This window comes from Glycomyces sp. NPDC047010 (assembly GCF_040644205.1).
Classification (GTDB): domain Bacteria; phylum Actinomycetota; class Actinomycetes; order Mycobacteriales; family Micromonosporaceae; genus Glycomyces.
The window spans coordinates 80,223-105,021 of sequence record NZ_JBEYVY010000003.1 but is presented as its reverse complement, the minus strand read 5'-3'; the positions used below and the strand labels follow the sequence as shown (position 1 = coordinate 105,021).

24 protein-coding genes are annotated in these 24,799 nt (G+C 72.8%); 11 read left to right on the top strand and 13 right to left on the bottom strand.

Going from position 1 to position 24,799, the window contains the following annotated elements:
• Positions 1-28: 28 nt before the first annotated feature.
• On the top strand, positions 29-967 hold the full coding sequence (locus tag AB0A65_RS06910) for a bile acid:sodium symporter (RefSeq protein WP_359947516.1): 939 nt from the start codon (positions 29-31) through the stop codon (positions 965-967).
• 1 nt (position 968) lies between these two features.
• On the opposite strand, the gene AB0A65_RS06905 is transcribed toward AB0A65_RS06910, so the two are convergent.
• Both AB0A65_RS06905 and AB0A65_RS06900 read right to left on the bottom strand, forming a co-directional pair.
• A complete protein-coding gene (locus tag AB0A65_RS06905) occupies positions 969-1,298 on the bottom strand; it encodes a YciI family protein (protein ID WP_359947513.1) in 330 nt (109 codons plus the stop codon).
• Between the two features lie 84 nt (positions 1,299-1,382).
• On the bottom strand, positions 1,383-1,991 hold the full coding sequence (locus tag AB0A65_RS06900; RefSeq protein ID WP_359947510.1) for a TetR/AcrR family transcriptional regulator C-terminal domain-containing protein: 609 nt from the start codon (positions 1,989-1,991) through the stop codon (positions 1,383-1,385).
• Between the two features lie 126 nt (positions 1,992-2,117).
• Between AB0A65_RS06900 and AB0A65_RS06895 the strand changes: the two genes are divergently transcribed.
• The 3 genes from AB0A65_RS06895 to AB0A65_RS06885 all read left to right on the top strand — a co-directional run bounded on the left by AB0A65_RS06895 (position 2,118) and on the right by AB0A65_RS06885 (position 5,796).
• Entirely contained in the window at positions 2,118-2,318 is a 201-nt protein-coding gene (locus tag AB0A65_RS06895) for a hypothetical protein (RefSeq protein WP_359947507.1), read from the top strand.
• Complete coding sequence (locus tag AB0A65_RS06890) at positions 2,315-3,334, top strand: hypothetical protein (RefSeq protein WP_359947504.1); 1,020 nt, start codon at positions 2,315-2,317, stop codon at positions 3,332-3,334. The genes AB0A65_RS06895 and AB0A65_RS06890 overlap by 4 nt, the downstream gene beginning before the upstream one ends.
• A gap of 128 nt (positions 3,335-3,462) precedes the next feature.
• On the top strand, positions 3,463-5,796 hold the full coding sequence (locus AB0A65_RS06885; RefSeq protein WP_359947501.1) for an endo-1,4-beta-xylanase: 2,334 nt from the start codon (positions 3,463-3,465) through the stop codon (positions 5,794-5,796).
• Positions 5,797-5,833: 37 nt separating this feature from the next.
• Here the strand turns inward: AB0A65_RS06885 and AB0A65_RS06880 are convergent, their stop codons facing one another.
• Complete coding sequence (locus tag AB0A65_RS06880) at positions 5,834-6,265, bottom strand: DUF2000 domain-containing protein (protein ID WP_359947498.1); 432 nt, start codon at positions 6,263-6,265, stop codon at positions 5,834-5,836.
• A gap of 50 nt (positions 6,266-6,315) precedes the next feature.
• Here AB0A65_RS06880 and AB0A65_RS06875 point away from each other — a divergent pair, with 50 nt between their 5' ends.
• On the top strand, positions 6,316-7,125 hold the full coding sequence (locus AB0A65_RS06875; RefSeq protein ID WP_359947495.1) for an AraC family transcriptional regulator: 810 nt from the start codon (positions 6,316-6,318) through the stop codon (positions 7,123-7,125).
• A 29-nt stretch (positions 7,126-7,154) separates the two neighbouring features.
• Here the strand turns inward: AB0A65_RS06875 and AB0A65_RS06870 are convergent, their stop codons facing one another.
• Genes AB0A65_RS06870 through AB0A65_RS06855 form a run of 4 tightly spaced genes read right to left on the bottom strand, consistent with a single transcriptional unit; the run spans position 7,155 to position 10,561 of the window.
• Positions 7,155-7,760: a response regulator transcription factor gene (locus AB0A65_RS06870; protein WP_359947492.1), complete on the bottom strand. Its 606-nt coding sequence runs from the start codon at positions 7,758-7,760 to the stop codon at positions 7,155-7,157.
• Positions 7,757-8,884, bottom strand: coding sequence for a histidine kinase (locus AB0A65_RS06865; protein WP_359947489.1), 1,128 nt, complete (start codon positions 8,882-8,884; stop codon positions 7,757-7,759). The genes AB0A65_RS06870 and AB0A65_RS06865 overlap by 4 nt, the downstream gene beginning before the upstream one ends.
• Positions 8,885-8,913: 29 nt before the next feature.
• Complete coding sequence (locus AB0A65_RS06860) at positions 8,914-9,654, bottom strand: ABC transporter permease (protein WP_359947486.1); 741 nt, start codon at positions 9,652-9,654, stop codon at positions 8,914-8,916.
• Between the two features lie 10 nt (positions 9,655-9,664).
• Positions 9,665-10,561: an ABC transporter ATP-binding protein gene (locus tag AB0A65_RS06855; protein ID WP_359947483.1), complete on the bottom strand. Its 897-nt coding sequence runs from the start codon at positions 10,559-10,561 to the stop codon at positions 9,665-9,667.
• A 305-nt stretch (positions 10,562-10,866) separates the two neighbouring features.
• On the opposite strand from AB0A65_RS06855, the gene AB0A65_RS06850 reads away from it, so the two are divergent.
• Positions 10,867-12,174, top strand: coding sequence for a glycoside hydrolase family 43 protein (locus AB0A65_RS06850; protein WP_359948667.1), 1,308 nt, complete (start codon positions 10,867-10,869; stop codon positions 12,172-12,174).
• Positions 12,175-12,251: 77 nt separating this feature from the next.
• Positions 12,252-12,860: a glyoxalase gene (locus tag AB0A65_RS06845; RefSeq protein WP_359947480.1), complete on the top strand. Its 609-nt coding sequence runs from the start codon at positions 12,252-12,254 to the stop codon at positions 12,858-12,860.
• Here the strand turns inward: AB0A65_RS06845 and AB0A65_RS06840 are convergent.
• Positions 12,857-13,444 (bottom strand): cysteine hydrolase family protein, encoded by a 588-nt coding sequence (locus tag AB0A65_RS06840; RefSeq protein WP_359947477.1) that lies wholly within the window; start codon positions 13,442-13,444, stop codon positions 12,857-12,859. The genes AB0A65_RS06845 and AB0A65_RS06840 overlap by 4 nt on opposite strands.
• Positions 13,445-13,557: 113 nt before the next feature.
• Here AB0A65_RS06840 and AB0A65_RS06835 point away from each other — a divergent pair, with 113 nt between their 5' ends.
• Entirely contained in the window at positions 13,558-14,547 is a 990-nt protein-coding gene (locus AB0A65_RS06835) for a DJ-1/PfpI family protein (RefSeq protein ID WP_359947474.1), read from the top strand.
• Positions 14,548-14,593: 46 nt separating this feature from the next.
• Positions 14,594-14,926, top strand: coding sequence for a TfoX/Sxy family protein (locus tag AB0A65_RS06830; protein ID WP_359947471.1), 333 nt, complete (start codon positions 14,594-14,596; stop codon positions 14,924-14,926).
• A 53-nt stretch (positions 14,927-14,979) separates the two neighbouring features.
• Here the strand turns inward: AB0A65_RS06830 and AB0A65_RS06825 are convergent, their stop codons facing one another.
• The 5 genes from AB0A65_RS06825 to AB0A65_RS06805 form a co-directional block, all read right to left on the bottom strand.
• Positions 14,980-17,865, bottom strand: a complete 2,886-nt coding sequence (locus tag AB0A65_RS06825; protein ID WP_359947468.1) for a hypothetical protein — start codon at positions 17,863-17,865, stop codon at positions 14,980-14,982.
• A gap of 90 nt (positions 17,866-17,955) precedes the next feature.
• A complete protein-coding gene (locus AB0A65_RS06820) occupies positions 17,956-19,710 on the bottom strand; it encodes an ABC transporter ATP-binding protein (protein WP_359947465.1) in 1,755 nt (584 codons plus the stop codon).
• A complete protein-coding gene (locus AB0A65_RS06815) occupies positions 19,707-21,446 on the bottom strand; it encodes an ABC transporter ATP-binding protein (RefSeq protein ID WP_359947462.1) in 1,740 nt (579 codons plus the stop codon). The genes AB0A65_RS06820 and AB0A65_RS06815 overlap by 4 nt, the downstream gene beginning before the upstream one ends.
• A 123-nt stretch (positions 21,447-21,569) precedes the next feature.
• On the bottom strand, positions 21,570-22,238 hold the full coding sequence (locus AB0A65_RS06810) for a response regulator transcription factor (protein WP_359947459.1): 669 nt from the start codon (positions 22,236-22,238) through the stop codon (positions 21,570-21,572).
• The gene (locus AB0A65_RS06805) at positions 22,235-23,335 is read right to left on the bottom strand and encodes a histidine kinase (protein ID WP_359947456.1); all 1,101 of its coding nucleotides are present in this window, start codon (positions 23,333-23,335) and stop codon (positions 22,235-22,237) included. Before AB0A65_RS06805 ends, AB0A65_RS06810 begins: the two co-directional genes overlap by 4 nt.
• 149 nt (positions 23,336-23,484) lie before the next feature.
• Here AB0A65_RS06805 and AB0A65_RS06800 point away from each other — a divergent pair, with 149 nt between their 5' ends.
• Both AB0A65_RS06800 and AB0A65_RS06795 read left to right on the top strand, forming a co-directional pair.
• Complete coding sequence (locus tag AB0A65_RS06800) at positions 23,485-24,207, top strand: DddA-like double-stranded DNA deaminase toxin (protein ID WP_359947453.1); 723 nt, start codon at positions 23,485-23,487, stop codon at positions 24,205-24,207.
• Positions 24,204-24,695: a hypothetical protein gene (locus tag AB0A65_RS06795; protein ID WP_359947450.1), complete on the top strand. Its 492-nt coding sequence runs from the start codon at positions 24,204-24,206 to the stop codon at positions 24,693-24,695. The genes AB0A65_RS06800 and AB0A65_RS06795 overlap by 4 nt, the downstream gene beginning before the upstream one ends.
• The last annotated feature ends 104 nt before the right edge of the window (positions 24,696-24,799 follow it).

Sequence of the window (24,799 nt, the reverse complement as noted above, 5' to 3'; positions counted from 1 at the left end):
CCCGGTGAGGGAGTCTTTCCCGGCGCGGATGGAGCGCCATCAGGTCGGCGTCTATGCAGGGGCGATCGTTGTCGGGGGTGTTGCCGGGTACGTTGCGCCGGTCGGCGGGCTGGGGCATGCGATCAACCCGCTCATCGCCGCGCTCCTGTACGTGACGTTCCTGCAAGTGCCCGCGGCCGAGCTGGTCAGGTCGCTGCGGGACACGCGGTTCCTCGGGGCCGCGCTCGCCGTGAACTTCGCGGTCGTGCCGCTCGTGGTCGCCGCGATGTTCCCGTTCCTGCCGGACGACCGGGCCGTGCGGCTCGGGGTGCTCCTGGTCCTCCTCGCACCGTGCATCGACTACGTCATCGTCTTCTCGGGCCTCGCCGGAGGCGACGCGCGGCGTCTCCTCGCCGCCACGCCCGTGCTGCTCATCGCGCAGATGCTCCTGCTGCCCGTCTACCTGTACGCGTTCCTCGGCGCGGACCTCGCCGACATCGTGGAGCCCGGCCCGTTCGTGGAGGCGTTCCTCGTCCTCATCGCCGCGCCGCTCGCCCTCGCCTGGGCCACGCAGGCTTGGGCCGCAAGGCGGCCCGCGGGGCGGCGCACCGCCGACGCCGCCGGGACCGCGATGGTCCCGCTCATGGCCGCGACCCTGTTCGCGGTCGTCGCCTCCCAAGTGCCGCAGCTCGGCGGGAACCTCGCCGACATCGCCCGCGTCGTGCCGTTCTACGCGCTCTTCCTGGCGGCCATGGCCTTCGCCGGACTCGCGGTCGCGCGCCTGTTCCGCCTCGACGCGCCCGGCTCGCGCGCGGTCGTCTTCACCGGCGCCACCCGCAACTCCCTCGTCGTGCTGCCGCTCGCGCTGGCGCTGCCGGGCGAGTACGCGATCGCCGCCGCGGTCGTCGTCGCGCAGACCCTTGTGGAGGTCGTCGGGATGCTCGTCTACGTGCGCGCGGTCCCGCGGCTCGTGCCGGACCGGCCGTAGGTCAGGACCCCGCCAGCGGCCACACCTCCACGACGCCGTGGGCGATCGCGCACGGCGTCTGCGAGACCAGGCGCACCGCTTCGTCCACATCGGCCGCCTCGATCACGGCGAAGCCCGCGATCGGCAGGTCGGAGCGGAGGTACGGCGCCCGATCGGTGACGACGCCGGTCGCCTCCGGGTTGCGGACCTGCATCGGGGGCCCGGCGATGCCGATGAGCGCCCCGGCCTCCTTGAGCGCCGCGTCGTGGGCGTGCGCGGCGTCGCGCAGCTTCGGGTCGGTGCGCTCGTAGTCGGCGGCGTCGCCGTATCCGATGGTGATGAACGTGGCCATGCGGGCCTCCCGTGGTCGGTCTCCGGCCCGGCCCCTCGCCGGGCTCCCCACGAGACTAGAGGCCCCCTGTGACAATCCGTGCGTTCACGCTGACGCGAGGCCCCGGATCAGGGCCTCCAGACCCGTGTCGAACTCGCGGTCGGGGCCGAGGACGGCCAGGTCGGCGGCGATCGAGCGGAGGCGCTCGGTCTCGGGGGCGGGCTCGGCCGGGGCGGCGATGGCGGCGGCGGGGGCGGACTGCTCTTCGAGGACGCAGCCGATCACGTAGCGGCTCACGGCGATCGAGGCCAGGACCGCGTCCGCGGCCGACACGCCCTGCGCGGCGAAGAAGTCGATGCGGGCGAGCGTGCTCGCGGGGTCGGGCGCGCGCGGGCCGGTCGCCGCGATGAGGCGGGCGCCGTCGCGGACCGCGAGGAGGGCGGCGCGCAGGCTGCGGGCGTTGCGGGCGAGGAACGCGCCCCAGGTCTCGCCGTCGCGGGGCAGCCGCTCGGTGTGGCGGCGGTCGAGGACCTCCGCCGCCGCGGCGTCCAGGAGCGCAGCCTTGCTGGGGAAGTGGTGGTAGAGCGCCGGCTGGCGCACGCCGAGGTGCTTCGCGATGGCGTGCAGCGACAGGGCGTCGAGGCCCCGCTCGTCGAGGACGGCGAGCGTCGCGGCGACGATCGCCGACCGTTCCAGTTGTCGTGGGTGCGGCACCCTGCCCGACCTCGTCTCCGGTGTCCTGGGGCGGGCCCGCGCCCGCCGATGCTTATCGATGATAACCTCACTCTCGTTCATGTTTATCGGTGATAAGCTTCGAGTGGAGCGAGTGAAGGGGGAGCCATGGCCGAGGAGACCTGGGAAGGCGTCGTGGAGAAGAAGCGGCGCGCCGCGTTCGACGGCGCGAACATGTACCGGCGGGTGGTGGTCCGGCTCGACGACGGCAGCACCTCGAAGGTCCGGGTGTCGCGCGAGCTGTGGAACGACCTCGACGTCGGCGACCGCCTCGTCAAGGAAGCGGGCGCCGACCCGCGCCGCGCATGACCGCCGAAGCGCCGCCGAAAGGCACCGTGTACTGCCGCAGGGCCGCCTGGACCCTCGTCGCGATCACCCCGCTCATCGCCGAGCTCGCGCTCGGGTCCACCCCGGTCCGCATGGCCTGGCTGGTCCTGCTGTGGATCCCGATCTACGGCGCTGGCGTGCTCCTCATCCGCGAGATGGCCGTCCGCCGCGGCCGCGGCTGGCCCACGATCCTGCTCCTCGCCGTCTGCTACGAACTCCTCGAAGACGGCATCGGCTTGCAGGCGTTGACGAGTCCGCGCCTGTACGACGCCGCCGACTGGGGCGCACGGATACTCGGATTCAACGTCCCGTACTGGTTCGCCAACACCGGCTACCACGCGGTCTTCACCGTCGCGATCCCGATCGCCCTGACGCAGCTGCTGTTCCCCTCGCACCGGGGCCGCCCCTACATGGGCCGCTTCGGGTTGACGACGACCGCGATCGTCATGGCCCTCGGCGTGCTCGTGCTGCGCGTCTCGGTCCCGCCTTCGGAGGACCCCGGCTACCAGGCACCCCCGGCGTTCGTGATCGGCTGCCTCGCAGTCGTACTCGTCGTCGGCGTCCTCGCACTGACCGTCGTGCCCAAACCGGACCGGCCGGTCACCGACGCCCCCGTCCCCGGCCTCTGGCCCCTCGCGCTCGCCTCCGGTCTCGCCACCCTCGTGTTCTTCGCCCTGACGTTCCCCGTGTTCGGGGCCCGGCAGCCGGCGTTCACGGAGGGCCTGTGGGTCCTCGCGCCGCTCGCGGCCGCGGCGATCGGGATCGCCTGGGGCTACCGGACCCTGCTGCGCTGGACCGACTCCCGCAAGTGGACCGACCGGCACACGCTCGCGCTCATCGGCGGCGCGCTCGTCGCGCACAGCGCTGGCGGCATGGTCATCATGGCGCACAACGCGGTCGACCGCATCGGCCTGGCCGCGATCATCGCCGTGACGCTCCTCGTGGTCTTCCTCATCGACCGCCGCCTGCGCGCCAGGGAGGTCGTCGCCGCCGCGTGAGCGGGCCCGGAGATTGACAGGGATCGAAGTCGCCCATATCATGGCGGCACCCTCACCTGAAAGTTTCACAGATTTACCGAAACTTTCGGAGCCTTCGTATCCCTCCTCCGCGTTGGAGCCTGCAACCCATGAGCCACCAATCCCGCGAACGGCGCCGACGGCTGCCCGCGCTCGCGGCGGGAGCCCTGCTCCTGCCCGTCGCCGCCCTCGCGTTCGCCCCTCCCGCCGCCGCCCAGGGCGGTGTCGTCTACTCCTCCGACTTCGAGGACGGCACCGTCGGCGACTGGGCCCCGCGCGGCCCCGTCACCCTCGCCGTCGAGGACGGCGCGCTGCTCACCACCGGGCGCAGCGCCGACTGGCACGGCCCGTCGGTGGACCTGACCGGCGTCATCGCCCCCGGCGGCGTCTACGAGATCGCCGTGTCCGTGCGCTTCGCCGACGGCAGCGAGGGCGACGCGCTCACCACCACGGTGCAGCGCGAGACCGCCGACGGCACCTCCTACGACAGCGTCGTCTACCGGGCCCCCGCCGGAGACGACTGGACCGAGCTGAGCGGCGAGTACAGCATCGCCTCCGCCGCAACGGCACTCACCTTCTACATCGAGTCACCCACAGTGGACGCCTCCTACTGGATCGACGACTTCACCGTCACCGAGCTGGAGCCGCCCGGCATCGAGCCCGACATCCCGAACCTCAAGGACGTCCTCGCCGACGACTTCCGCATCGGCGCCGCGATCGACGCCCGCGACATCACCGGCGACTCCGGGCAGCTGCTGTCCAAGCACTTCAACCAGATCACCGCCGAGAACCACATGAAGCCCGACGCGATCCAGCCGACCGAGGGCGAGTTCACCTTCAGCGCCGCCGACGAACTCGTCGACTACGCCGAGGCGAACGGCATGGAGATCTACGGCCACACCTTCCTCTGGCACACCGGACAGGTCCCCGAATGGTGGTTCGAGTACCCCGAGGGCCACCCGAACGCCGGTGAGCCCCTGGGGAACTCCGACGAGGACCGGCAGATCATGACGGACCGCCTCGAAGCCCACATCGGCGCGCTCGCCGAGCACTACGGCGACCGCATCCAGGCATGGGACGTCGTCAACGAGGTCATCAGCGACAACAACGCCGAGGTCTACCGCCACAGCCGCTGGTACGAGATCTTCGACGGCCCCGAGTACGTCTACGAGGCATTCCGCATCGCCCGCGAGCAGTTCGACGCCGTCGGCGCCACCGACGTCAAGCTCTTCATCAACGACTACGGCACCGAGAACCCCGGCAAGCGCGACAACCTCTACAACCTGGTCGCCGACATGCTCGACGCCGGCGTCCCGGTCGACGGCGTGGGCCACCAGACCCACATCAACCTGAACACCTCCATCACCCAGATCGAGGACAGCCTCGTCAAGTTCGCCGACCTCGGTGTGCTGCAAGCGGTCACGGAACTCGACGTGGCGATCGGCGCCCCCGGCGCGGGCGAGGAGTTCCCCGAACTCGAAGCCCGCCTCATCGAGCAGGGCCACTACCTCCGCGACCTGTTCGCCATGTACCGCGAGCACGGCGACCTCCTGGAGTCCGTCACCGTCTGGGGCCTCCACGACGGCCGCTCCTGGCTGCGCTCCGAGACCCGGCCGCTGGAGAGCCCGCTCCTGTTCACCGATGCGCTGCAATCGAAGTGGGCGTACTGGGGCATCGTCGACCCGAGCGTGCTGCCGGAACTCCCCGACGAGGAGGAGCCCGAGTACGCGCGCGTCCAGGTGCCCCTCGCCGACACCGCGCCCGCCATCGACGGTGAACGCGACCCCGCATGGGACGACGCCTCCACGGTCGCAACGGAAGTCGTGATCGAGGGCACTGAGGACGGTGCGAAGGCCGATGTCTCGCTCCTGTGGGACGAGGCGGGCCTCTACGCGCTCTTCGAGGTCGCCGACCCGTCCCTGGACGAGGGCAGCGCCAACCCCTGGGAGCAGGACTCCGTGGAGGTCTTCCTGAACCCCGGCAACACCCGCGAGGGCGGGTACGGCCCCGCCGACGGCCAGTACCGCGTCAGCTTCACCAACGCGGTCTCGGTGGGCGGCAACGGACCCGACGCCGGCGAGATGACCAGCGCCGCCGCCGTGACCGACACCGGGTACCTGGTCGAGATCGCCATCGCCATGGCGCCCGGACAGGCCGCGATCGGCACCGAGCACGGCCTGGAGCTCCAGGTCAACGACGGCACCGACGGCGCCCGAACGGGCGTGCGCACCTGGTACGACCCGACCGGGTTGTCGTGGAACACCAACGCCAACTGGGGGATCGCGGAGTTCGTGGAGGACGTCGAGGCCCCCGGCGAAGGCGGCGGGAAGCTCCCGACCACCGGTGCCGCGCTCACGGCGGCGCTCGCGGGCGCCGCGGTCCTGGGCGTCCTCGGGTTCGTGCTGGTCCGGCGCCGCCGGGCCGCCGCGGACTGGGGCGCGTGACCGAAGGTCCCGGGCGGGTCCGCCCGCCCGGGACCGCTCACGGGTGCATGCGGGCGCCCTTGACGACCCGGTCGACCGCGTTGCGCGGCCCGTAGACGCCGATCCCGGCGAGGTCGAGCTTGGCCGCGGGGACGGCGCGCACGGCGGCGCGGTTGTCGCCGTCGTGGCCGGTCGCGAACAGCTCGGTCGTGAACAGCGACAGGCGCATCCCGCGGGCGAGGGCCTTGCCGTGCGCGGCGGTCAACTGCGCGCCGGCGGCCTCCAGGACCATGACGGGCTGGCGGAACATCGGCAGGTACGTGTTCGCGTCGGCGTCCTCGTACGGCTCGCCGACCACCTCCGGCTCGGCGGTGCCCAGGCCGCTGACGAGGAACGCCGTGACGTTCAGGCGCTGCCAGACGGCGAGGTCGTCGCGGAGGAGCACCGCGATCTTGGTGTCGAAGCGGACGGGCGCGGTCTCAGGTTCCATGCGGGCAACGCTACGAACCGCGGGGCCGCGGCGTCTTGTACGTTCTTAGCGTGGCGGTTCCCGAGGTCAGGGCGTGGCGCCCGGCCGTGGCCGGGGTCGCGGAGGCGTTCCACGCGCACTTCACCGACCACGCCTATCCGATGCACGTCCACGACACGTGGACGCTGCTCCTCATCGACGAGGGCGCGGTCCGCTACGACCTGGACCGGCACGAGCACGGCGCGCTGCGCAGCCTGGTGACGCTGCTGCCGCCGCAGGTCCCGCACGACGGCCAGTCGGCGACGCCGCACGGGTTCCGCAAGCGGGTGCTGTACCTCGACGGGACGCTCCTGGACGACGCGCTCATCGGCCGCGCCGTGGACGCCCCCGAGATCGCCGATCCGCAACTGCGCCAAGCGGTCCACCGGGTCCACGAGTCGCTGCGCGGTCCCGGCGACGAGCTGGAGGCCGAGAGCCGCGTGGCGCTCGTCGCCGACCGGCTCCGCCGCCACCTGCTCGGCCGCGGACCGGCCGCCGCGCCGGTGCGGGACCGGCGGCTCGCGCACCTCCTGCGCGACCTCCTCGAACGCCGGACCGCCGCCGGGGTGAGCCTGCGCGAGGCCGCGGGGGAGCTGCACGCGCATCCGGTGCACCTGGTGCGGGCCTTCAGCGCCGAGTTCGGGATCGCGCCGCACCAGTACCTCGTGACGCGCCGCGTCGACCGCGCCCGGCGGCTGCTCCTGGACGGGCTGCCCGCGCCCGCGGTCGCGGCGGCGGTCGGCTTCTACGACCAGTCGCACCTGACGCGGCACTTCAAGCGGGTCGTGGGGACTACTCCGGCCCGGTTCGCGGGCTCAACTGCCAGACCAGCTGACTCTTAATCAGCAGGTTCGGGAATCGAGTCCCGGCGCTAGAGCCAACCCCGCTCGTCCGCGAGCCTCGCCGCCTCCGCGCGGTTCCTCGCCCCGAGTTTGCCGATCGCCGTTGACAAGTGGTTCCGCACGGTCCCCTCGGTGAGGTGGAGTGCGGCGGCCATGTCGGCGACGGTGCCGCCGTCCAGCGCCAGGCGCAGGGCCTCGCGCTCGCGGGCCGTCAGCGGGCCCTCCCCGGTGGCCAGGGACTCGGCGGCGAGCGCCGGGTCGACCACGCGCAGTCCGCTGTGGACTCTGCGGACGGCCTCCACGAGTTGCTCCGGCGGGGCGTCCTTGACGACGAACCCGACGGCGCCCGCGGTCATCGCCCGCGCCAGGTACCCGGGCCGCCCGAACGTGGTGCAGATGATGATGCGGCACCCGGGACGGGCCCGGCGCAGCTCGGCGGCCACGGTGAGGCCGTCCTTGCCCGGCATCTGCACGTCGAGGAGCGCCACGTCGGGGGCGGTGCGCGCTGCCGCGTCGAGGACCTCGTCCCCGGACCCGACCTGGGCGACCACCTCGATGTCCGGCTCCAGGCCGAGCACGGTCGCGAGCGCGCCGCGCACCATCGCCTGGTCGTCGGCCAGCAGCACTTTGATCATCGGACCTCAGCTTTCACGGTGAAACCGCCGTCCGGGTCCGGTCCGGCGTCGAGTTCGCCGCCGACGGCGGCGAGGCGCTCGGACAGGCCGCGCAGGCCCGTCCCGGGGGCGCCGCCGCCCCCGCCGCGCCCGTCGTCGGCGACGCGGATCCAGTTGCGGCCCAGCGTCACCGTGACCCGCGACGCGCCCGAGTGGCGGATCGCGTTCGTGACCGCCTCGCGGACGACGTATCCGAACACGGCCTGGTGCGCGGGGTCGACGTCGTCCACGGCGCGCGGCAGCTCCGCGTCGATGTCGGCCGCCCGCAGCGCGGCGCGGGCCCCGGCGAGCTCGCCCGCGAGGGACACCTCCCGGTACTCCGAGACCGTAGCGCGCACGTCCGACAGCGCGGACCTGGACAGCGACTCGACGTCGCGGATCTCCTCGATCGCGCGCGCCTCGCCCTGCCCGGTCTCCAGGAGCCGCCGGGCCGCGCCGGCCTTCACGGTGATCGTGGTGAGGCTGTGCCCGAGGATGTCGTGCAGGTCCCGCGCGAGCCGTTCGCGTTCGGCGCCGACCGCGAGTGCCGCGATCTGCTCGTTGGCGGCCCGCAGGCGCCGCACGGTCCTGATGAGCCGCACCACGAAGAACAGCGTGGTCGTGATCCCGAACATCGCCCACAGGTCGCTGTAGGTGAACCCGCCGCCGAGGCCGTTCGCCCCGCCGGACGCCTCGATGACGCCGAGCGCGAGGACGGTGCCGCCGTCGAGGACGAGCATCCAGCCCAGCGGGAGGCCCATCGCGATCGGGATGATGGCGTACAGGAGGCCGTACACGCCGCCGGTGTCGAGCGCCGCGAACAGCGTCCACCCGAGGGCCAGGATCACCACGCCGAAGCCGACGCGGGACGCGGTGCCGCGCACGGACACCGCCCACGGGAAGACCGCGTAGCAGGCCGCGTAGAGCAGCACCACCACGATGACCGCCCACTCGGACTCCCTGGCGGCGTTCGCGATCACGGGGATCACGAACGGCGCCAGGAAGAACGCCGCCAGCAGCAGCCACCGGTAGTTGCCGCGCCCGGCGAACGGGCCGGTGGAGTCGCCGCTCCACCAGCCCTCGCCGGTCCCGTCCCCCTGTGTCACGGGCCCTCGCCTCTCCACGTCTTCCCCGGTCAGGCCCGGGCCGAGTCCTTACGGTACCGCCAGACCACGAGGGCGCCCAGTACGATCGCCCAGGCCGCGAGCACCGCGGCCGACAGGCCCAGGCCGCGCGTCAGGTCGGTGGTGACCGCGCCGCGCCCGATCTGCGTGAGCCAGTAGCTCGGCAGGAACGGCGAGACGGTGCGGAGCCAGTCGGGCATGGCGTCCACCGGGATCCACAGGCCGCCGAGGAAGCCCATCGCCAGCGAGACGCCCATGTTGACTGGCTGGAGCGTGTCGGGGGTGACCAGCTGGCCGATGAGCAGGCCCAGCAGCACGAACGGGATCGCGCCGATCCAGATGCCGAGGATGATCCGGGTCCATTCGCCGCCGTCGAGGCGCACGCCTTCGGCGAGGAACGCGAGCAGCGGGATCGCGATGACGACGGGCAGGGCCAGCAGCATCCCGGTGAGGCCCTTGCCGAGCATGTACCCGCGGCCCGACAGCGGGGTGAGCCGCAGCTGCCGCTGCCAGCCCGCGGCCCGCTCGATCGTGAGGCGGGCGCCGTTGTTCATGGACGCGAACACGGCGCCGAAGGCGATCATGTTCACCATGATGACGGCGACCGCGGAGGACTTCTCCGGGCCGGACCCAGTGGCGAACACGTTGGCCTGCAAGAGGAACAGCAGGACCGGGAAGAAGAACGCGAAGATGAGGAAGCGCGGGTTGCGGAGCATCCGCAGGATCTCCAGGCGCGTGTAGGTCGGGTTCATCGGGGGCTCCTTATTCGCTGATGAGGGAGAGGAAGGCGGATTCGAGTCCGGCGGCGGCGATCTCGATGTCGCGCGCGCCGGGGTGGGCGGCCAGGAGCGCCCGGAGGGTGGCGTCGGAGTCGGCGGTGGCGATCTGGGCGCGGCCGTCGCGCAGCTCGCACCCGGTGACGGCGGGCAGCGCGAGGAGCGCGGCCGCGTCGGCGCCGGGGACGGCGGCGCGGATGGTGCGCCCGCCGGCGACGGCCCTGACCTCGGCGACCGTGCCGTCGGCGGCGATGCGGCCGCCGTTCATGAGGACCACGCGGTCGGCGTACTCCTCGGCCTCTTCGAGGTAGTGGGTGGCGAAGAGGACGGTGCGCCCGCCCGCGGTGTCCTCGTACATGGCCTTCCAGAAGTCGCGGCGGGTGGCAGGGTCCATGGCGGCGGTCGGCTCGTCGAGGACGAGGAGCGCGGGGTCGGAGACGAGGGCGACGGCGAAGCGCACGCGCTGCGCCTGGCCGCCGGAGAGGCGGTTGGCGCGGCGGCCGGCGATGTCCTCGCACCCGGCGCGGCGCAGGGCCCGCTCGACGGGGATCGGCTTGCGGTGCAGGGAGGCGACGAGGCGGACGGTCTCGGCGACGGTGAGGTCGGCGAGGAGCGTGCCGTTCTGGAGCATCGCCCCGATGACGCCTTCGCGCACGGCCTCGGCGGGGGAGCGGCCGAAGACCCGGACGCTCCCGGCGTCGGGGGCGGAGAGGCCGAGGATCATGTCGATGGCGGTGGACTTCCCGGCGCCGTTGGGGCCCAGGAGGGCCACGACCTCGCCGGGGCGGATCTCCAGGTCGATGCCGTCGACGGCGGCGACGTCGCCGTAGTGCTTCCGCAGGCCGCCGAGGGCGACCGCGGGAGGAGTGCTCGTGTTGCTCATGGATAGAGCTTCGCCCCGGACGGGGCCCGGCGCCTCGACCGCCCGTCACGACCTTCCCCTGACGAATGTCATGGATCGGGTCCTCCGAGAGTCAACTAAATAGATGATGTTGACTGTCTCAATGTGTTGATGTTAGCCTTCACATCACTTGTTCCGGCTGCCTAACCCCTATTGGAGTGGCCATGTCAGCATCCCGTCCCGCGCGGCTCAGCCGCCGCGGACTGTTCACCGCGGCCGCCGCGCTGCCGCTCGCCGCCGCGCTCCCCGGCACCGCCGCGGCCCAGACCGCCTACACCGGCTACCTCATGGTCCACTTCATCGGCGAGGGCACCGGCGGCGAGCAGATCTACTTCGCCGCCAGCGACAACGGCCTCAACTGGACCGACCTCAACCGGAGCCAGATCGTGCTGCGCAGCCCGATCGGCACCCAGGGCGTGCGCGACCCCGTGCTCATCCGCAACCAGGCCGGGAACCGGTACTGGATCGTCGCCACCGACCTGCGGATCGGCTCGGGCACCTCCTGGGACGACGCCGCCAACCGCGGCAGCCGCAACCTCGTCGTGTGGGAGTCCACCGACCTCGTCAACTGGTCGGTCCCGTGGCTCCTCGGCGTCGCGAACTCCATCGGGGACGCCGGGAACGCCTGGGCCCCCGAGGCCGTCTGGGACGCCGCCGCCGGGAACTACCTGCTCTACTGGGCCACGAACTCCACCCTCAACGGGATCAAGAAGCACCGCATCTGGAGCGCCCGCACCACCGACTTCCGCACCATCACCACCCCGCAGGTCTACATCAACCTCGCGGGGACCGAGGGCCTCATCGACACCCAGATCGTCGAGGTCCCGGCCTCCACGGGCGGATACCGCTACTACCGCGCCTCCAAGACCACGCAGATCGTCATCGAGGGCGCCAACTCCCTCACCGGCACGTGGACGCGCCTGGGCGACCTCGCGAACCTCACCGGCGGCGGCGTCGAGGGCCCCATGTGGGCGAAGTTCAACGACCGCACCGAGTGGGCGCTCTGGCTCGACCAGTACGCCACCGGCCGCGGCTACATGCCGGTCCTCACCACCAACCCCGCGGCCGTCTCCGGGTACCGCACCACCTCCGGTTACAGCCTCGGCACGAACCTCAAGCGCCACGGCTTCGTCCTCAACGTCACCGCCGCCGAGAAGACCCGGGTCCTGAACCGCTTCCAGGCGCCGGTCTGGAACCGGCTCCAGTCCTACAACTTCCAGGACCGGTACGTGCGCCACTCGAACTTCGACGTGCGCATCGACGCCGGCGTCAGCCCCGCCGCCGACTCCCAGTTCCGCCTGGTCCCGGGCTTGGCGTCCTCCAGCGCGGTCTCGTTCGAGTCGGTGAACTTCCCCGGGTACTACCTGCGGCACGTGAACTACGACTTCGTGCTCGCCCCGCGCGAGGCGACGTCCCAGTTCAGCGCCGACGCCACGTTCAACCGGGTCGCGGGCCTCGCCGACTCGTCCTGGAGCTCGTTCACCTCGTACAACTACCCGACGCGGTACATCAGGCACTACGACTACCTGCTGCGGCTCGACCCCGTCTCGACCGCCACGGAGCGCTCGGACGCGACGTTCCGCGTCACCACCTGAGCCCGCCCCGGGGCGGGCCCCGAAAGCGATCACGAATCGAGAAGCGCGGGGGCCCGCCCCGGAAATAGCCTTTGGGCATGACCTACATCGAAGAGATCACCATCGAGGCCGCCGACCCGAAGGCCGCCGAGGACTTCTACACCGCCGCCTTCGGGCCCGACCTGCCGCTGCGGTTCCGCGCCTCCGACGCGCCCACCTCCGGGTTCCGGGGCTTCACGCTCGACTTCATCGCGGCCCAGCCCGCGAACGTGGACCTGCTGTTCCAGGCCGCGATCGACGGCGGCGCCACGGTGGTCAAGGCCGCCGAGAAGTCCTTCTGGGGCTACGGCGGGGTCCTGCGCGCCCCCGACGGCACGGTCCTGAAGTTCGCGTCCTCCTCGAAGAAGGACACCGCGCCAGCGGAGAAGAAGTACACCGACGTCGTGCTGCTCCTGGGCACCACCGACATGAAGGCGTCCAAGGGCTTCTACGTGGACCGGGGCCTCGTCGTGGAGAAGAGCTACGGCGGCAAGTACACCGAGTTCGCCTCGGGCGACGGCGGCGTCAAGTTCGCGCTGTACCCGCGCAAGGCGTTCAAGAAGACCGCGTTCGTCGACCCCGAGGGCTCGGGCTCGCACCGCATCGCCATCGGCGGCACCGGCGGGGCGTTCACCGACCCCGACGGCTTCGCGTGGGAGCAGGCTTAACCCAGGTCGTCGGCGGTGGCGACGACGACCCCGTACAGGTCGGCGACGGTGGCGAGCGCCGCGGTGTGCAGCTCCTTCGCGGTCGCGTCCCCGGCGGCGGTGCCCAGCGGCCGGGTCGCGCACGCGTCGGCGACGACGGTGGGCCGGTTGCCGCGCAGGAACGCGCCCTGCGCGGTGAACGCCACGCACATGTGGGTCATGAACCCGGCGACCACCAGGTCCGTGTTCGCCGCGGCGTCCACGAGCTCGCCCAGGTCGGTGCCCAGAAATGAGTCCGGGGCGGTCTTCACCACGACCGCCTCGCCCGCGATAGGCGCGACCTTCGGATGGATCTGGCCGATCTCGGCGCTGTAGTCGTACGGCCCGGGGCCGCCGTCGTTCGCCACGTGAATGACGCGGGTCCCGGCCCGGCGGGCCCGCTCCAGCAGGTCCGCGGCGGCGTCGAGGGCGGGCTCCCAGCCCTCCAGCTCCATGACGCCGCGGGTGTACGTGTTCTGGTAGTCGATCAGCACCAGCGTCGACTCCGCCAGCTTCGCCGGGGTCCGGTCCAGGCCGATGACCTCGCGCAACGTGATGGCGCCCATGGGTTCCTCCTCAGGTTCCGGCCGCCTCGTGGCGGCCCGGCACCCACGCTACGACCGTTCGGTCATGTCCGCAATGTCGTGCGACTTGCAGATACGGACACGCCCCGGTTAGGGTGGGTCCGGTGAACCAGCGCCTCGTCGTCATCGTGCTCTTCGACGGCGTCGACCTCCTCGACGTCACCGGCCCGCCCGAAGTGTTCGCCCTGCTCAAGCGCGAACTCGGCGACGAGGCCGGATACCGGGTGCTCCTCGCGGCCGAGACCGACGCGCCCGTGACCACCTTCGCGGGCGTCCGGGTCCTCCCCGACACCACGTTCGACGCGCTCACCGGGCCGATCGACACGCTCATCGTCCCCGGCCGCGTCGAACCCGGCCCGGACGGGCGCCTGCGCGCCGCCGCCGACGCCGAGGTCGTCGCCCGCGTCAGGGACCTCGCCTCCCGCACCGCCCGCGTCGCGTCCGTGTGCGTCGGCGCCCACATCCTCGCCGAGGCCGGGCTCCTTGACGGCCGCCGCGCCACCACCCACTGGTCCACCGCGGGCCAGCTCGCCGCCGAGCACCCCGCCGTCGCAGTGGACGCCGACCCGATCTTCATCCGGGACGGGCACGTGTGGACCGGCGCGGGCATCACCGCCTGCCTCGACCTCACGCTCGCGCTGGTCGCCGAGGACCACGGGGAGGCCGCGGCGCTGCGCGTCGCCCGCCAGCTCGTCATGTACCTCAAGCGCCCCAGCGGCCAGAGCCAGTTCAGCGTCCCCCTCGAACCGGTCTCCACCACGCGCCGCGTCGAGGACCTGCGCCACCACATCGCCGGGCACCTCGCCGACCCGCTGGCCATCGGCGACCTCGCCCGCCTCGCGCACCTCTCGGAGCGCCAGCTCACGCGCGTGTTCAAGACCGAGCTGGGCCGCACGCCCGCCGCGTACGTGGAGGCCGCGCGCGTCGAGGCCGCCCGGCACCGGCTCGAAGGCGGCGACGACACCCTGGACCGGATCGCGACCGCGTGCGGCTTCAACACGATCGACACGCTCATCCGGGCGTTCCGTCGCCAGCTCGGCACCACCCCCACCGAGTACCGCAACCGCTTCCGCACCACGCCCTGACCTGGAACGGCACCGTCGTGTCGGACCCCGGTGGCAGGATTGCCCGATGGCTTACGACGAGGGGCTGGCCGAGCGGATCCGCGACGTCTTCGACAACCGGCCGTACGTGTTCGAGCGGAAGATGTTCGGCGGGCTCGGGTGGATGGTCCACGGCAACATGGCCGCGGCGGTCCTCGGCCAGGGCGGCGCGATGGTCCGGGTCGCCAAGGACGACTACGAGGTCCTGCTCGCCGAGGACGGCGCCGAGCCCATGGTCATGGGCGGGCGCACCGTCACCGGCTGGATCAGGCTCGGCGACGACATATGCGCCTCCGACGTGGACCTGCGCACCTGGGTCGACCGGGGCATCGCCTTCGCAGAGACGCTGCCCCGCAAATGACGCGGGCGGCGGGGGCGATCCGGGTCCGGCCCGGTTCCGGATCGCCCCCGCCGCTACTCCTCGTCGTCTTCGCCGTCTTCTTCCTCGAAGCGCTCCTTGACGTTCGCGAGGTGCCCGGTCAGGGAGTTCGCGGGGCCCTCGTGCTCGCCGCCGAGGCGCGCGAGGACGCGGTCCACCACGGCCTGCGCCGCGTCGAGGTCGCCCAGCTCCTCGTGGGCGGCGATCATGTTGTGGGCGGCCTGGACCGCCACTTCGGTGAGGTACTCGCCGTCCTCGGCGATCGTGAGGACCGTGTTGCCGACGTCGATGGTGCGCGCGGCCCACCGCTCGTCGGTCTCCTCTGCCTCGTTGCCGCGCATGCGGGCCTCCTGGAGCAGCGTCTTCGCGTACTCCTGGCGGCACGAGTCCTGGTACCGCTCATGGTGCCCGGGGTCGCGCCAGTCCGCTTCGAGCTCGGCCGCGAGCGACCCCATCTCGCCGAGGGTCGCCTCCAGGTCCGCGTCGTCGGTGCGCAGGCGCGCCCACAGGGCCGCCCGGATCGGGTTCGCGGCGGCCGAGAGCGAGCCGAGCTCCCTCCACGCTGCCGCGGACCGCCCGTAGGCGTCCACTGCGGACTTCGCCTCGCCGGTGCGTTCGAGCAGTTCGCCCGCGAGGTGCGCCGACTGGGCGTAGAACACGGGGCTGGGGTGCGCGAGCCCGCCGTCCATGAGCCGCAGGGCCTCCAGGATGTGCGTGAGCCCGGCCTGGGCGTCGACGGCGCGCTGGCTGTTCTCGGCGAGGAGGCGCCGGGCGTCCAGCAGCCGCCAGTGCTCGTCCTCGTGCATCGCGGGCAGGTCTTCAAGGGCCGCTTCGAGGATGACCACGGCCTCCTCGCTGCGCTCCTGCATCGCGAGGGCCTTGCCGAGGAGGTGCCGGGCCACGCCCGCACAGCCGGTCTCGCCCGCGCGGTCGTACCAGTGGGCGGCCTGCACGGCGTAGTGCTCGGCGGTGCGCGCGTCGCCGAGGTTGATCGCGCACTCGGTGGCGGTGAGGTTGAGCGCGGCGACGGGGAACGGCGGGTCGTCGTGCTTGACGGCGGCGAGGCCGGTCTCGGCGACCGCGAACGCCTCGTCGAGGCGCCCGGCCTGGTTGAGCATGGCGCCGTACTGGAATGCGCCGATGAACGTCTCGAAGCGGAACCCGTTCGCGCTGGCTAGTTCGAACGCCTGGCGCAGGGCCTCGATGCGGCCCTCGGGCTCGGTCTCGAACTCGGGGAGCATCCGGGCGAGCTGGGCCCGCGAGAGGAGGGCGCGCCGGTCGGGGGCCAGGGACGCGAGGTCGGCGTCCGCTTCGGTGAACGCGGCCGCGAGGTCGGTACCGGGCCGCTCGCCGAGCATGAGCCCGGCCTGGAGCTGCGCCATGAGGACCTGGCTCCGCGCACGGGTGGCGTCGACGGGCGCGGTCTCCGCGAGCGCGGCGGCTTCGGCGAGGAAGCCGGGGGCGGCCTCGCGGAACGCGGCGGGCTCGGCTTGCAGCGCCCAGCCCGCTTTCGCGATGCGGCACAGGAGCGCCCGGCCGGGCAGCCCGGCCTCGGCGAAGAGGGTCGCCGCGAGTGCGGCGAGGTCCTGGGCTGCTTCGAGCGCGCCGTCCGGGTCGGCCTTCGCGAGGAGCACTTCTGCCTCGTCTGCCGCGTCGAGCTGCGCGCCTTGGGCTTCGGCGATGCGGGCGACGGCGAGCCACCGCTCCTCGCGGTCCTCCTCGGCGTCCGCGACGGACCGGCGGGCCCGCACGAGGGCGTCCTCAAGGGACGAGTCGTCGGCGGCGGCCTCGGGTGCGACGGCCGGGACGACCTGCGGGAGCGACTTGAGCCCCAGCGGCACGTACGGGTAGGGCTCGGCCGGCTCCACGCGGGCCTGTGACCGGTCGGAGTGGACGGTGGAGCCGTTGCGCCGGTCGTAGCGGGCGCACATCGCGCGCCGCTCGGCGTCGGCCCACTCGTGCAGCTCGTCGGCGGTCCAGTCGCGGTCCTCGGGCCCGGCGAGCGGCGTGTCGCCCATGCCGCGGGCGCGCAGGGCCGCGGCGAGGCATTGGACCCCTTCGAGCCACTGGAGGCGCACGGACGGCTCCAGCGGCAGCCCGTAGGCGCGGCGGTCGGCCGCGAGGATCTCGACGCCGCGGGCCTCGTTGCCGGTGAGCGCGCAGAACCGCAGGTGCCGGGCGATGAAGCCGAGCATGTCGTCCTTGTCGCGGCTGATGCGGTACCCGTGGTGGTGGTTGGCGCGGGCGGCGTCGAGGCGGCCGAGGCGCGCGAGCGGCAGCAGCGAGTCGGCGAGCGTGTTGTGCGGCTCGTGGGCGCAGTGCAGGCCGCCTTCGAGGAGCGGCGCCCAGGCGGTCACGGCGGCCTCGTCGTCCCCGGCGCACGCGGCCATGTCGCCGATGTCGTTGACGCGGCAGGCTTCGCAGTCGCTCATGTCGTCGGGCTCGGTCGCGGCGACGAGCGCGGCGGCGCGGGCGGCCCGCTCGTCGTCGCCGAGGTGGTAGGCCACCCAGTGCTCGGCCTCGTAGTACGGGTGCAGCGAGTGCCCGGCCTCGGCGTAGCGGGTGCGGAACTGCACGAGGGCGTCCTCGACGGACGCCAGCGGCACGTCGGGGTGGTCGCGCAGCTTGTACACGATCCACTTGAACTGCCAGTACACCGAGCGCAGGAGCGCGGCGTCGAAGTGCTCGGGCCCGGTGTCGAGGTTGTGGAGGAGGCGCGCGTAGGGGACGAGGATCCGCGTCGAGTCGGTCGAGTACTCGTAGCAGTCGACCATGGCCGTGAGGACGGCGTTCAGCAGCGGCCGGTCCCCGTCGGCCTCGACGGCGACGAGGTGCTCCTCCAGGGCGGCGAGGCGGGCCTCGCCCCGGAGCTGCCATCGGATCTCGTTGAGGCGCTTGCGCAGTGCGTCTGTGTCGGTCATGGGGCTTCCGTCATGTCGAGGATCGTCGGTGCCAGCAGTCTGCCAGTGTGCGCCCCGTGATCCACCCGTGGCCTCGGCCCCGGGCCCGCCTCAGCCGTGCCAGCGCCTCCACAGCGCCGCATACGACCCGCCTGCGGCGATCAGCTCGTCGTGCGAGCCCAGCTCGGTGATCCGGCCCCGCTCCACGACCGCGACGCGGTCGGCGTCGTGCGCGGTGTTCAGCCGGTGCGCGATGCTCACGACCGTGCGGCCCTTCAAGATCCGGTTGAGGCCCTGCTCGATGTCGCTGGCCGCGTTCGGACTGAGCATCGAGGTGGCCTCGTCGAGGACGATCACCTCCGGGGCCGCGAGGATCACCCGCGCGAGCGCCACCTGCTGCACCTCGGCCGGGGTGAGCGCGTGGTCCCGCCCGCCGACCTTCGTGTCCAGGCCCTCGGCGAGCCGCCCGGGCAGGCCGCCCGCGCCGACGACCGCGAGGGCCTCCCGCAGCTGGTCGTCGCTCGCGCCGGGCGCGCCGAGGCGCAGGTTCGACGCGAGCGTGTCGTTGAACAGGTGGTACTCCTGGGTCGCGAGGATCACGAAGCGCCGCAGGGCCGCCTCGCCGATCCCCTCGGCCTCGGCGCCGCCGATGCGCACGGCGCCGCGGTCGGGCCGGTGGATGCCCGCCATGATCCGCGCCAATGTGGACTTCCCGGCCCCGGTGGGCCCGACGAGCGCGAGCCGCTCGCCGCGCCGCAGCGCCAGGTCCACGTCGCTGAGCACGGGCTTCTCCGGGTCGTACCCGAACGTGACGCCCTTGAGCTCCACGATCTCGTCCGCGTCCCGCTCCGGCTCGGCCGTCCCGGCCGCCGCCCGCTCCCCGCGCACCCCGATGAGCCGCGCCAAAGAGATGCTGCCGTTCTGGACCCACTCCAGCGACAGGATCATCTCGATCGACGGCGCCACCGCCATCTGCATGATGAGCACCACGGTCGTGGTCTGCGCGATCGTCAACTGCCCGTTGGCGGTCAGGATGCCGCCGAGGAGCAGCGTGGTGAGGCACGGCAGGAACGCCGAGAAGTCGAGCACCGGGAACAGCTTGCCGCGCAGGCGCATCGAGTCGAACTGCGCGTCCAGCAGCCGGTCGATGGCCCTGTCGGTGTGCGCGACGCGCCGCCGCTGCCAGCCGAGCGCCTCCACGGTCTTGACGCCGTCGATGGTCTCCGCGACCGCCGACGTCAGGTCCGCGCGCGCGGCCTGCACGGCGTGGAAGATCCGGAACGCCCGCCTGAAGTACCAGCGCATCACGATCACGATGGGCGGCACCGCGACCAGGATCGCGGCCCCGAGCACCGGCGAGACCCAGAAGGCCCCCGCGACGTACACGGCCACCGTCACGAACCCCGTGAAGAACTGCGGAGCGGCCTGCACCAGCGAGTGCTGCACCTGCCCCACGTCGAGGCTGGTGCGCGACAGCAGCTCCCCGGTCCCGGCGGCCTCCACCTGCGCGGGCGGGAGCGCGAGCGTGCGCTCCATGAACTCCTCGCGCACGTCCGCGACGATCTGCTCCGACAGGACCGCGAGGTTCCGGTACGACGCCCACGTCAGGACCGCCTGCGTCAGCACCGAGACGAGGATCAGCGGGACCTGCCAGACCAGGTCCTCGCCGGGGTCCCCGTCGCCGCCGCGCGCCCATGCGGCGAACGCGTCGGTCATGGCGCCCACGACGTACGGCGTCGCCATGCCCGCCAGGGCGGCCGTGACGATGAGGACGGTGACGAGGATGAAGCGGGCGCGGTGGCGCCCGATGAGGTGCCGCAGGTACGCGCGGGTCTCCGCCGGGGTGGCGATCGGCAGCGCGCTCACCGGGCGACCGCCGCCCGGTAGTCGTCCCGGCCCAGCAGCTCCACGTGCGTCCCGGAGGCCGTGGCTTCCCCCAGGCTGTGCTCTCTGAGGAACACGACCCGGTCGCACACCGCCAGCAGCTGCGGCGCGTTCGTGACGATCACCGTCGTTCTTCCTTTCCTGTGCCTCGCAAGGCGTTCGGCGATGCGCGCCTCGGTCTGGGCGTCGCACGCGCTGGCCGGGTCGTCGAGGATGAGGATCTCCGGATCGGCCAGGAGCGCCCGCGCGAGGATGAGGCGCTGGCGCTCGCCGCCGGAGAAGTTCCGGCCCCGCTCGCCCGCGACGGTGCCCAGGTCGTAGCCGTCGGCGGGGACCTCGTCGCTCTCCAGGAGCGAGGGGTCGACGCCCACGATGTCCACTGCGGACGCGGTGTGCAGGGCCCGCATGATGTCGGCGTCCGTGCGTTCCCCGTCCACGTCGAGCTGGTCGCGCAGCGGCCCGCTGAACAGCTGGGCGCGCGCCTCCATGAGGTGGACGCGGGCGCGCACCTCCGCGGTGTCGAAGGCCGCCAAGGGGACCGCGCCGATGCGCGCGGGCTCGTCGCCGTACCCGCCGAGCCGGTCGAGGACCCCGGTCGCGCCGAGCCCGTCGGCGGTCGCGATCCCGGTGGTCAGGCCCGGTTCGATCCGCGCCCCGCTCACCGGGTCCTCCAGCACCGAGCCCGCGGGCCAGGGGATCGCGCTGCCGGCGGACGGCTCGGGGTGCTCGTCCTGGAGGCGCCGGAACCGCGACGAGGCCACCACGGCCTTCGTGAACGCGTCCACGCCCTGGATCGTGTACCCCAGCGGCCTGGTCAGCGCGATGAGGTACCCGAACAGGGCCGCGAACTCCCCGGCCGTGACCGTCCCCTCCAGCGTCAGGACCGCGCCCAGCCACAGCACGGCCACCAGCAGCGTCCCCGGCAGCGCGAGCCGCGCCAGCTCCAGGAGAGCCGCGGTCCGCCGCACCCCGATGCCCGCCTCCATCGACGCCCGCGAGGCCGCCCGGTAGCGGCCGGCGAAGTGCGCCTCGCCGCCGATGCCGCGCAGGACCCGCAGGCCCGCGACGGCGTCGGTGCCGATGCCGGTCTGCTCGCCGATCCGCGACCGCAGCTCGCGCCCGCGCGCTTCGAGGCGGAAGAACAGCGGCCGCAGCGACGCGAACATCGCCGGGACGCCCACGCCCACCGCGAGCACGAACCACCACGACATCCCCGCGAGGATCGTGAGCGCGAGGGCGAACGCCAGCAGCGCGGACGCGAGGCGCCCGAACATCATCGACAGCGCCGCGAGCGCGTGCGAGTCGGCCGCGGAGATCGCCACCAGCTCGCCCGCGTCCGCGCGCGTCCGGAGCCGCGAGCCGACCGCGACGACGGTGTCCACCAGGCGCCGCTGCACCCGGAAGTCCGAGTCCATCTGGTTGTACATCATGTACACGAAGCTCGCGACGCCCGTGGCCGTCGCGATCCCGATGCAGACCAGGAGCGCGCCCGACCACCAGTACAGGGCCGCGCGGTCGCCGCCGACGAGCCCTTCGTCGATGGCCCGGCCGACCACGAACGGCACGAACTGCTGGCAGCCCAGGAACGCGAACGACACGAGCGTGCTCGTCAGGAGGGTGCGCCACTGCGACTTGAAGAGCCACCCGATGACCGCGGCGGCGTCGTTGGGGTGCGCGAGCGGCCCGCCGGGGTCGCGCGGGGGAGTGAAGCGTGCCATGCGGCTGCGCCTTTCAGAGTGTGCTGCGGCTGCTTCGAGGCAACGACAGGCACCCTACGCCCCGTCCATCACGAACCGGAAGCGATTTTCCAACGGTTGGAATAAGCGGCCCGGATCAGTGGCTCAGTCCACCAGCCCGGCGTCGCTGACCAGCAGCGCCAACTGCACCCGGTTGTTCAGGCCCAGCTTCGCGAGCGCCGCCGACACGTGCGTCTTCACCGTCGGCACGCTCAAGTGCAGGGCCGCCGCGATCTCCGCGTTCGACCGGCCCCGGCCCACCTCCGCTGCCACCTCCGACTCGCGGTTGTTCAACGCCCGCAGGCGCTCCCGTGCCGGACCCTGCCGGTCGCCCCCGCCACCCCCGCCGCCGACCGCCAGTCCGATCAGCCGCCGCGTCACCTCCGGCGACAGCACCGGCTCCCCGGCCGCCACCTTCCGCACCGCCGCCACGATCTCCACCGGCGGCGTGTCCTTCAGCAGGAAGCCGCCCGCGCCCGCCCGCAGCGCCCGCTGCACGTGCCCGTCCGCCTCGAACGCCGTGAGCACCAGGACCTCCGGCGCGCCCGGGACGGCCCGCAGCCGCTCCGTCGCCGTCAACCCGTCCACCCCCGGCATGTGCAGGTCCATGAGCACCACGTCCGGCCGCACCTCCGCCACCAGCGCCGGCACCTCCGCACCGGACCCGGCCTCGCCGACCACCTCGACGTCCCCGGCCCCGCCGAGGATCAGCCGCAGCCCCGCCCGCACCAGCGGGTCGTCGTCCACGACCAGGACCTTCACGCGCTCGCTCATGCCGTCCAGGGTAGCCACGCCCGCACCCTCCATCCGCCCTCGCCGACCGGCCCGTACTCCAGCCGCCCGCCCGCCAGGCCGATCCGCTCCTCCAGCCCGATGAGCCCGTGCCCCGAGCCCGGGCCCGTGTCGCGCCCCGGCCCGTTCACGACCGCGACCTCCAGCCCCTCGCCCGGTCCGCCCGACACCGCGACCTCGACCGCCGCGCCTTCGGCGTGCTTGCGCGCGTTCGTCAGCGCCTCCTGCACGACCCGGTAGGCCGTGCGCCCCGACCGCTCCGGCGCCTCGCCCTCCGCCGTGGACGAGAACGCGATCCGCGACCCCGGCCGCGCCTCCTCCACGAGCGCCCGCAGGTCCGCCATCGACGGCTGCGGCAACTCCCCGATCGGCGCCCGCAGCACCGCGATCACCTCCCGCAGGTCCCGCATCGCCAGATGCGACTGCTCCCGCACCACGCCCGCCGCGCCCTTCAGCTCCTCCGGCGACAGGTCCGACCGGTACTCCATCGCCCCCGCGTGCAGGCTCAGCAGCGACAGCCGGTGCCCCAGCAGGTCGTGCAGCTCCCGCGCCAGCTCCTCCCGCGCGCGCTGTCTGGCACGTTCGCGCTCGTCCCGCTCCTGCTCGGCCGCCCGCGCCCGCAGCACCCGCCGGTACCGCGTGAACATCCCCCAGCCCGCGACGCCCCCGTACAGGACCACCGCGAACGTCAGGTTCCCCAGGACGCCCAGCTCCTGCGGGCGCAGCAGCGAGTACACCACAGCCGCCGCGAACGCCGCCCCGAACACCCACGCCGCCGTCTTCAACGGCCGCCGCACCACCACCGCGAACAGCAGCACCAGCAGCGGGAACGCGATCGTCTCCGAGAACGACGACAGCACCGCCGCCGCCAGCCCCGCCTGCACCGGCCACCGCCGCCGCAGCCACAGCAGCCCCAGCCCCGCGATCCCCGCCAGCTGGTCCGCCTCGAACAGCCACGGCGGCGACGGCACCCCCAGCCGCACCCGGTCCCCGCTGATGTACAGCCACGCCAGCACGCCCAGCGCGAACAGCGCCGTATCAGCCGCCCACCCGCGCGCCCCGCGCCGCTCCCTCGCCATGGCCCGAACCTATCCGCCCGCCGCCGCCCTTCCAACGCTTCGGCCCCGATCCGATACCGAAGTACCCCCACCCCATCCGAAGGTCTCATGGGGCTTGCACACCGCCACCGGGTCTCATACGCTGTCGGTCCCCCGAGGTAAGGCACCCGATGGCATCGATCGGCGACGTCGCCGCAGCTCTCCGTGCGGCAGTAGCCACCGCCGAGAAGGCCGCGCACCAGCTCCGCTCGGCCGACGAGCAGTTGGAGAGCACCCTCGCCCCGCTGCAAGCAGCGCTCGCCGACTCCGCCAACCGCGACGCGCACGACGGCCTCGCATCCCTCACCACGGCCCGCGAACGACTCGCCGAAGCCCTCGCCACCCTCAAAGCAGGTTCCGACCGCATGGGCGACTACATCGCCTCAACCGCAGGCGGCGGAGGCGGCGGGGCTCCCCCGCCCACCGCGCCGCGCACGACGGCCGACGGCGGCGGTTCCGTCCCGCCGCGAGCCCGTGAAGCGGCGGGCCGCCTGCCGGTATGGACCGACGGCGACCGGGCGCGCGCGGTGGCGTTCACCGGTGACGAGAGCGAACTCGTCGACTTCCAGTCCGGCCGCGACCCCAAATCGCGCGAGGGTGTGAAGCCTCCGTTCAAGTACGCGGTGGTGATGGACCACGTGGAGGCCCGCATTGCGGGCGAGATCCGGGCGGGTGGCAGCCGTGACGTCACCATGGTCATCAACAAGGAGCCGTGCGGCGGCGAGGCGGGCTGTGACGCGATCCTGCCCGCTATCCTGCCCGAGGGCGCGCGACTCACCGTCTACGTCGGGGACAGCTCGGGCGTGCGGTTCTACAAGACGTACAACGGCAACGGGACGGCGGTAAGCGCATGAGCTTCCGGATCTGGTGGGACATCAACAACGAGCCGCTTGCGGGTCCGGCCGAGGCCGAGGAGTTCGTCCGGGACCTCACGCGCATGGTCGCCCCCCAGGGCGTGCGATCGGGCCGGTTGCGGATCGGCCCGGACGGGGCCGAGCAGTCGGCGGCGCCGCTGCACGTGGACTTCGTCTCGGACCCCGGACTCGGCCCCATCTCGGGCCTCGGCGAGCTTGAGGCGCGCGTCGAACGCGACCCGGAGGCCGAGGGCGTCGCGGTCGTCGTCTGGCGTCCGGGCAACGAACTGGCCTCGGACGGGACGGAGGTCTCGGGAAGCCTCGCGGTGAGCGAGTCCGCGTACAAGCCGCTCGTGCCCATCGCGAGCGGACTCGCACGCGTCTCGGTCACCACGCTGTACGCCCTTGTCGCCGGCTACACGGCGACCGGGGAGCGTCCCGAGGGCGAAGGCGTGGAGTGGGGACCGCTTCCAGCGGAGGACGAGTAGGAGTTGTGCGGCCTTGCTGTGGACCGGATCAGGGTCTCCGAAGGTCGCGCCGCCTCTTCGGTGGGGGACTAGGCTCGATCGGTCGGGATCGACTGGACGAGGGG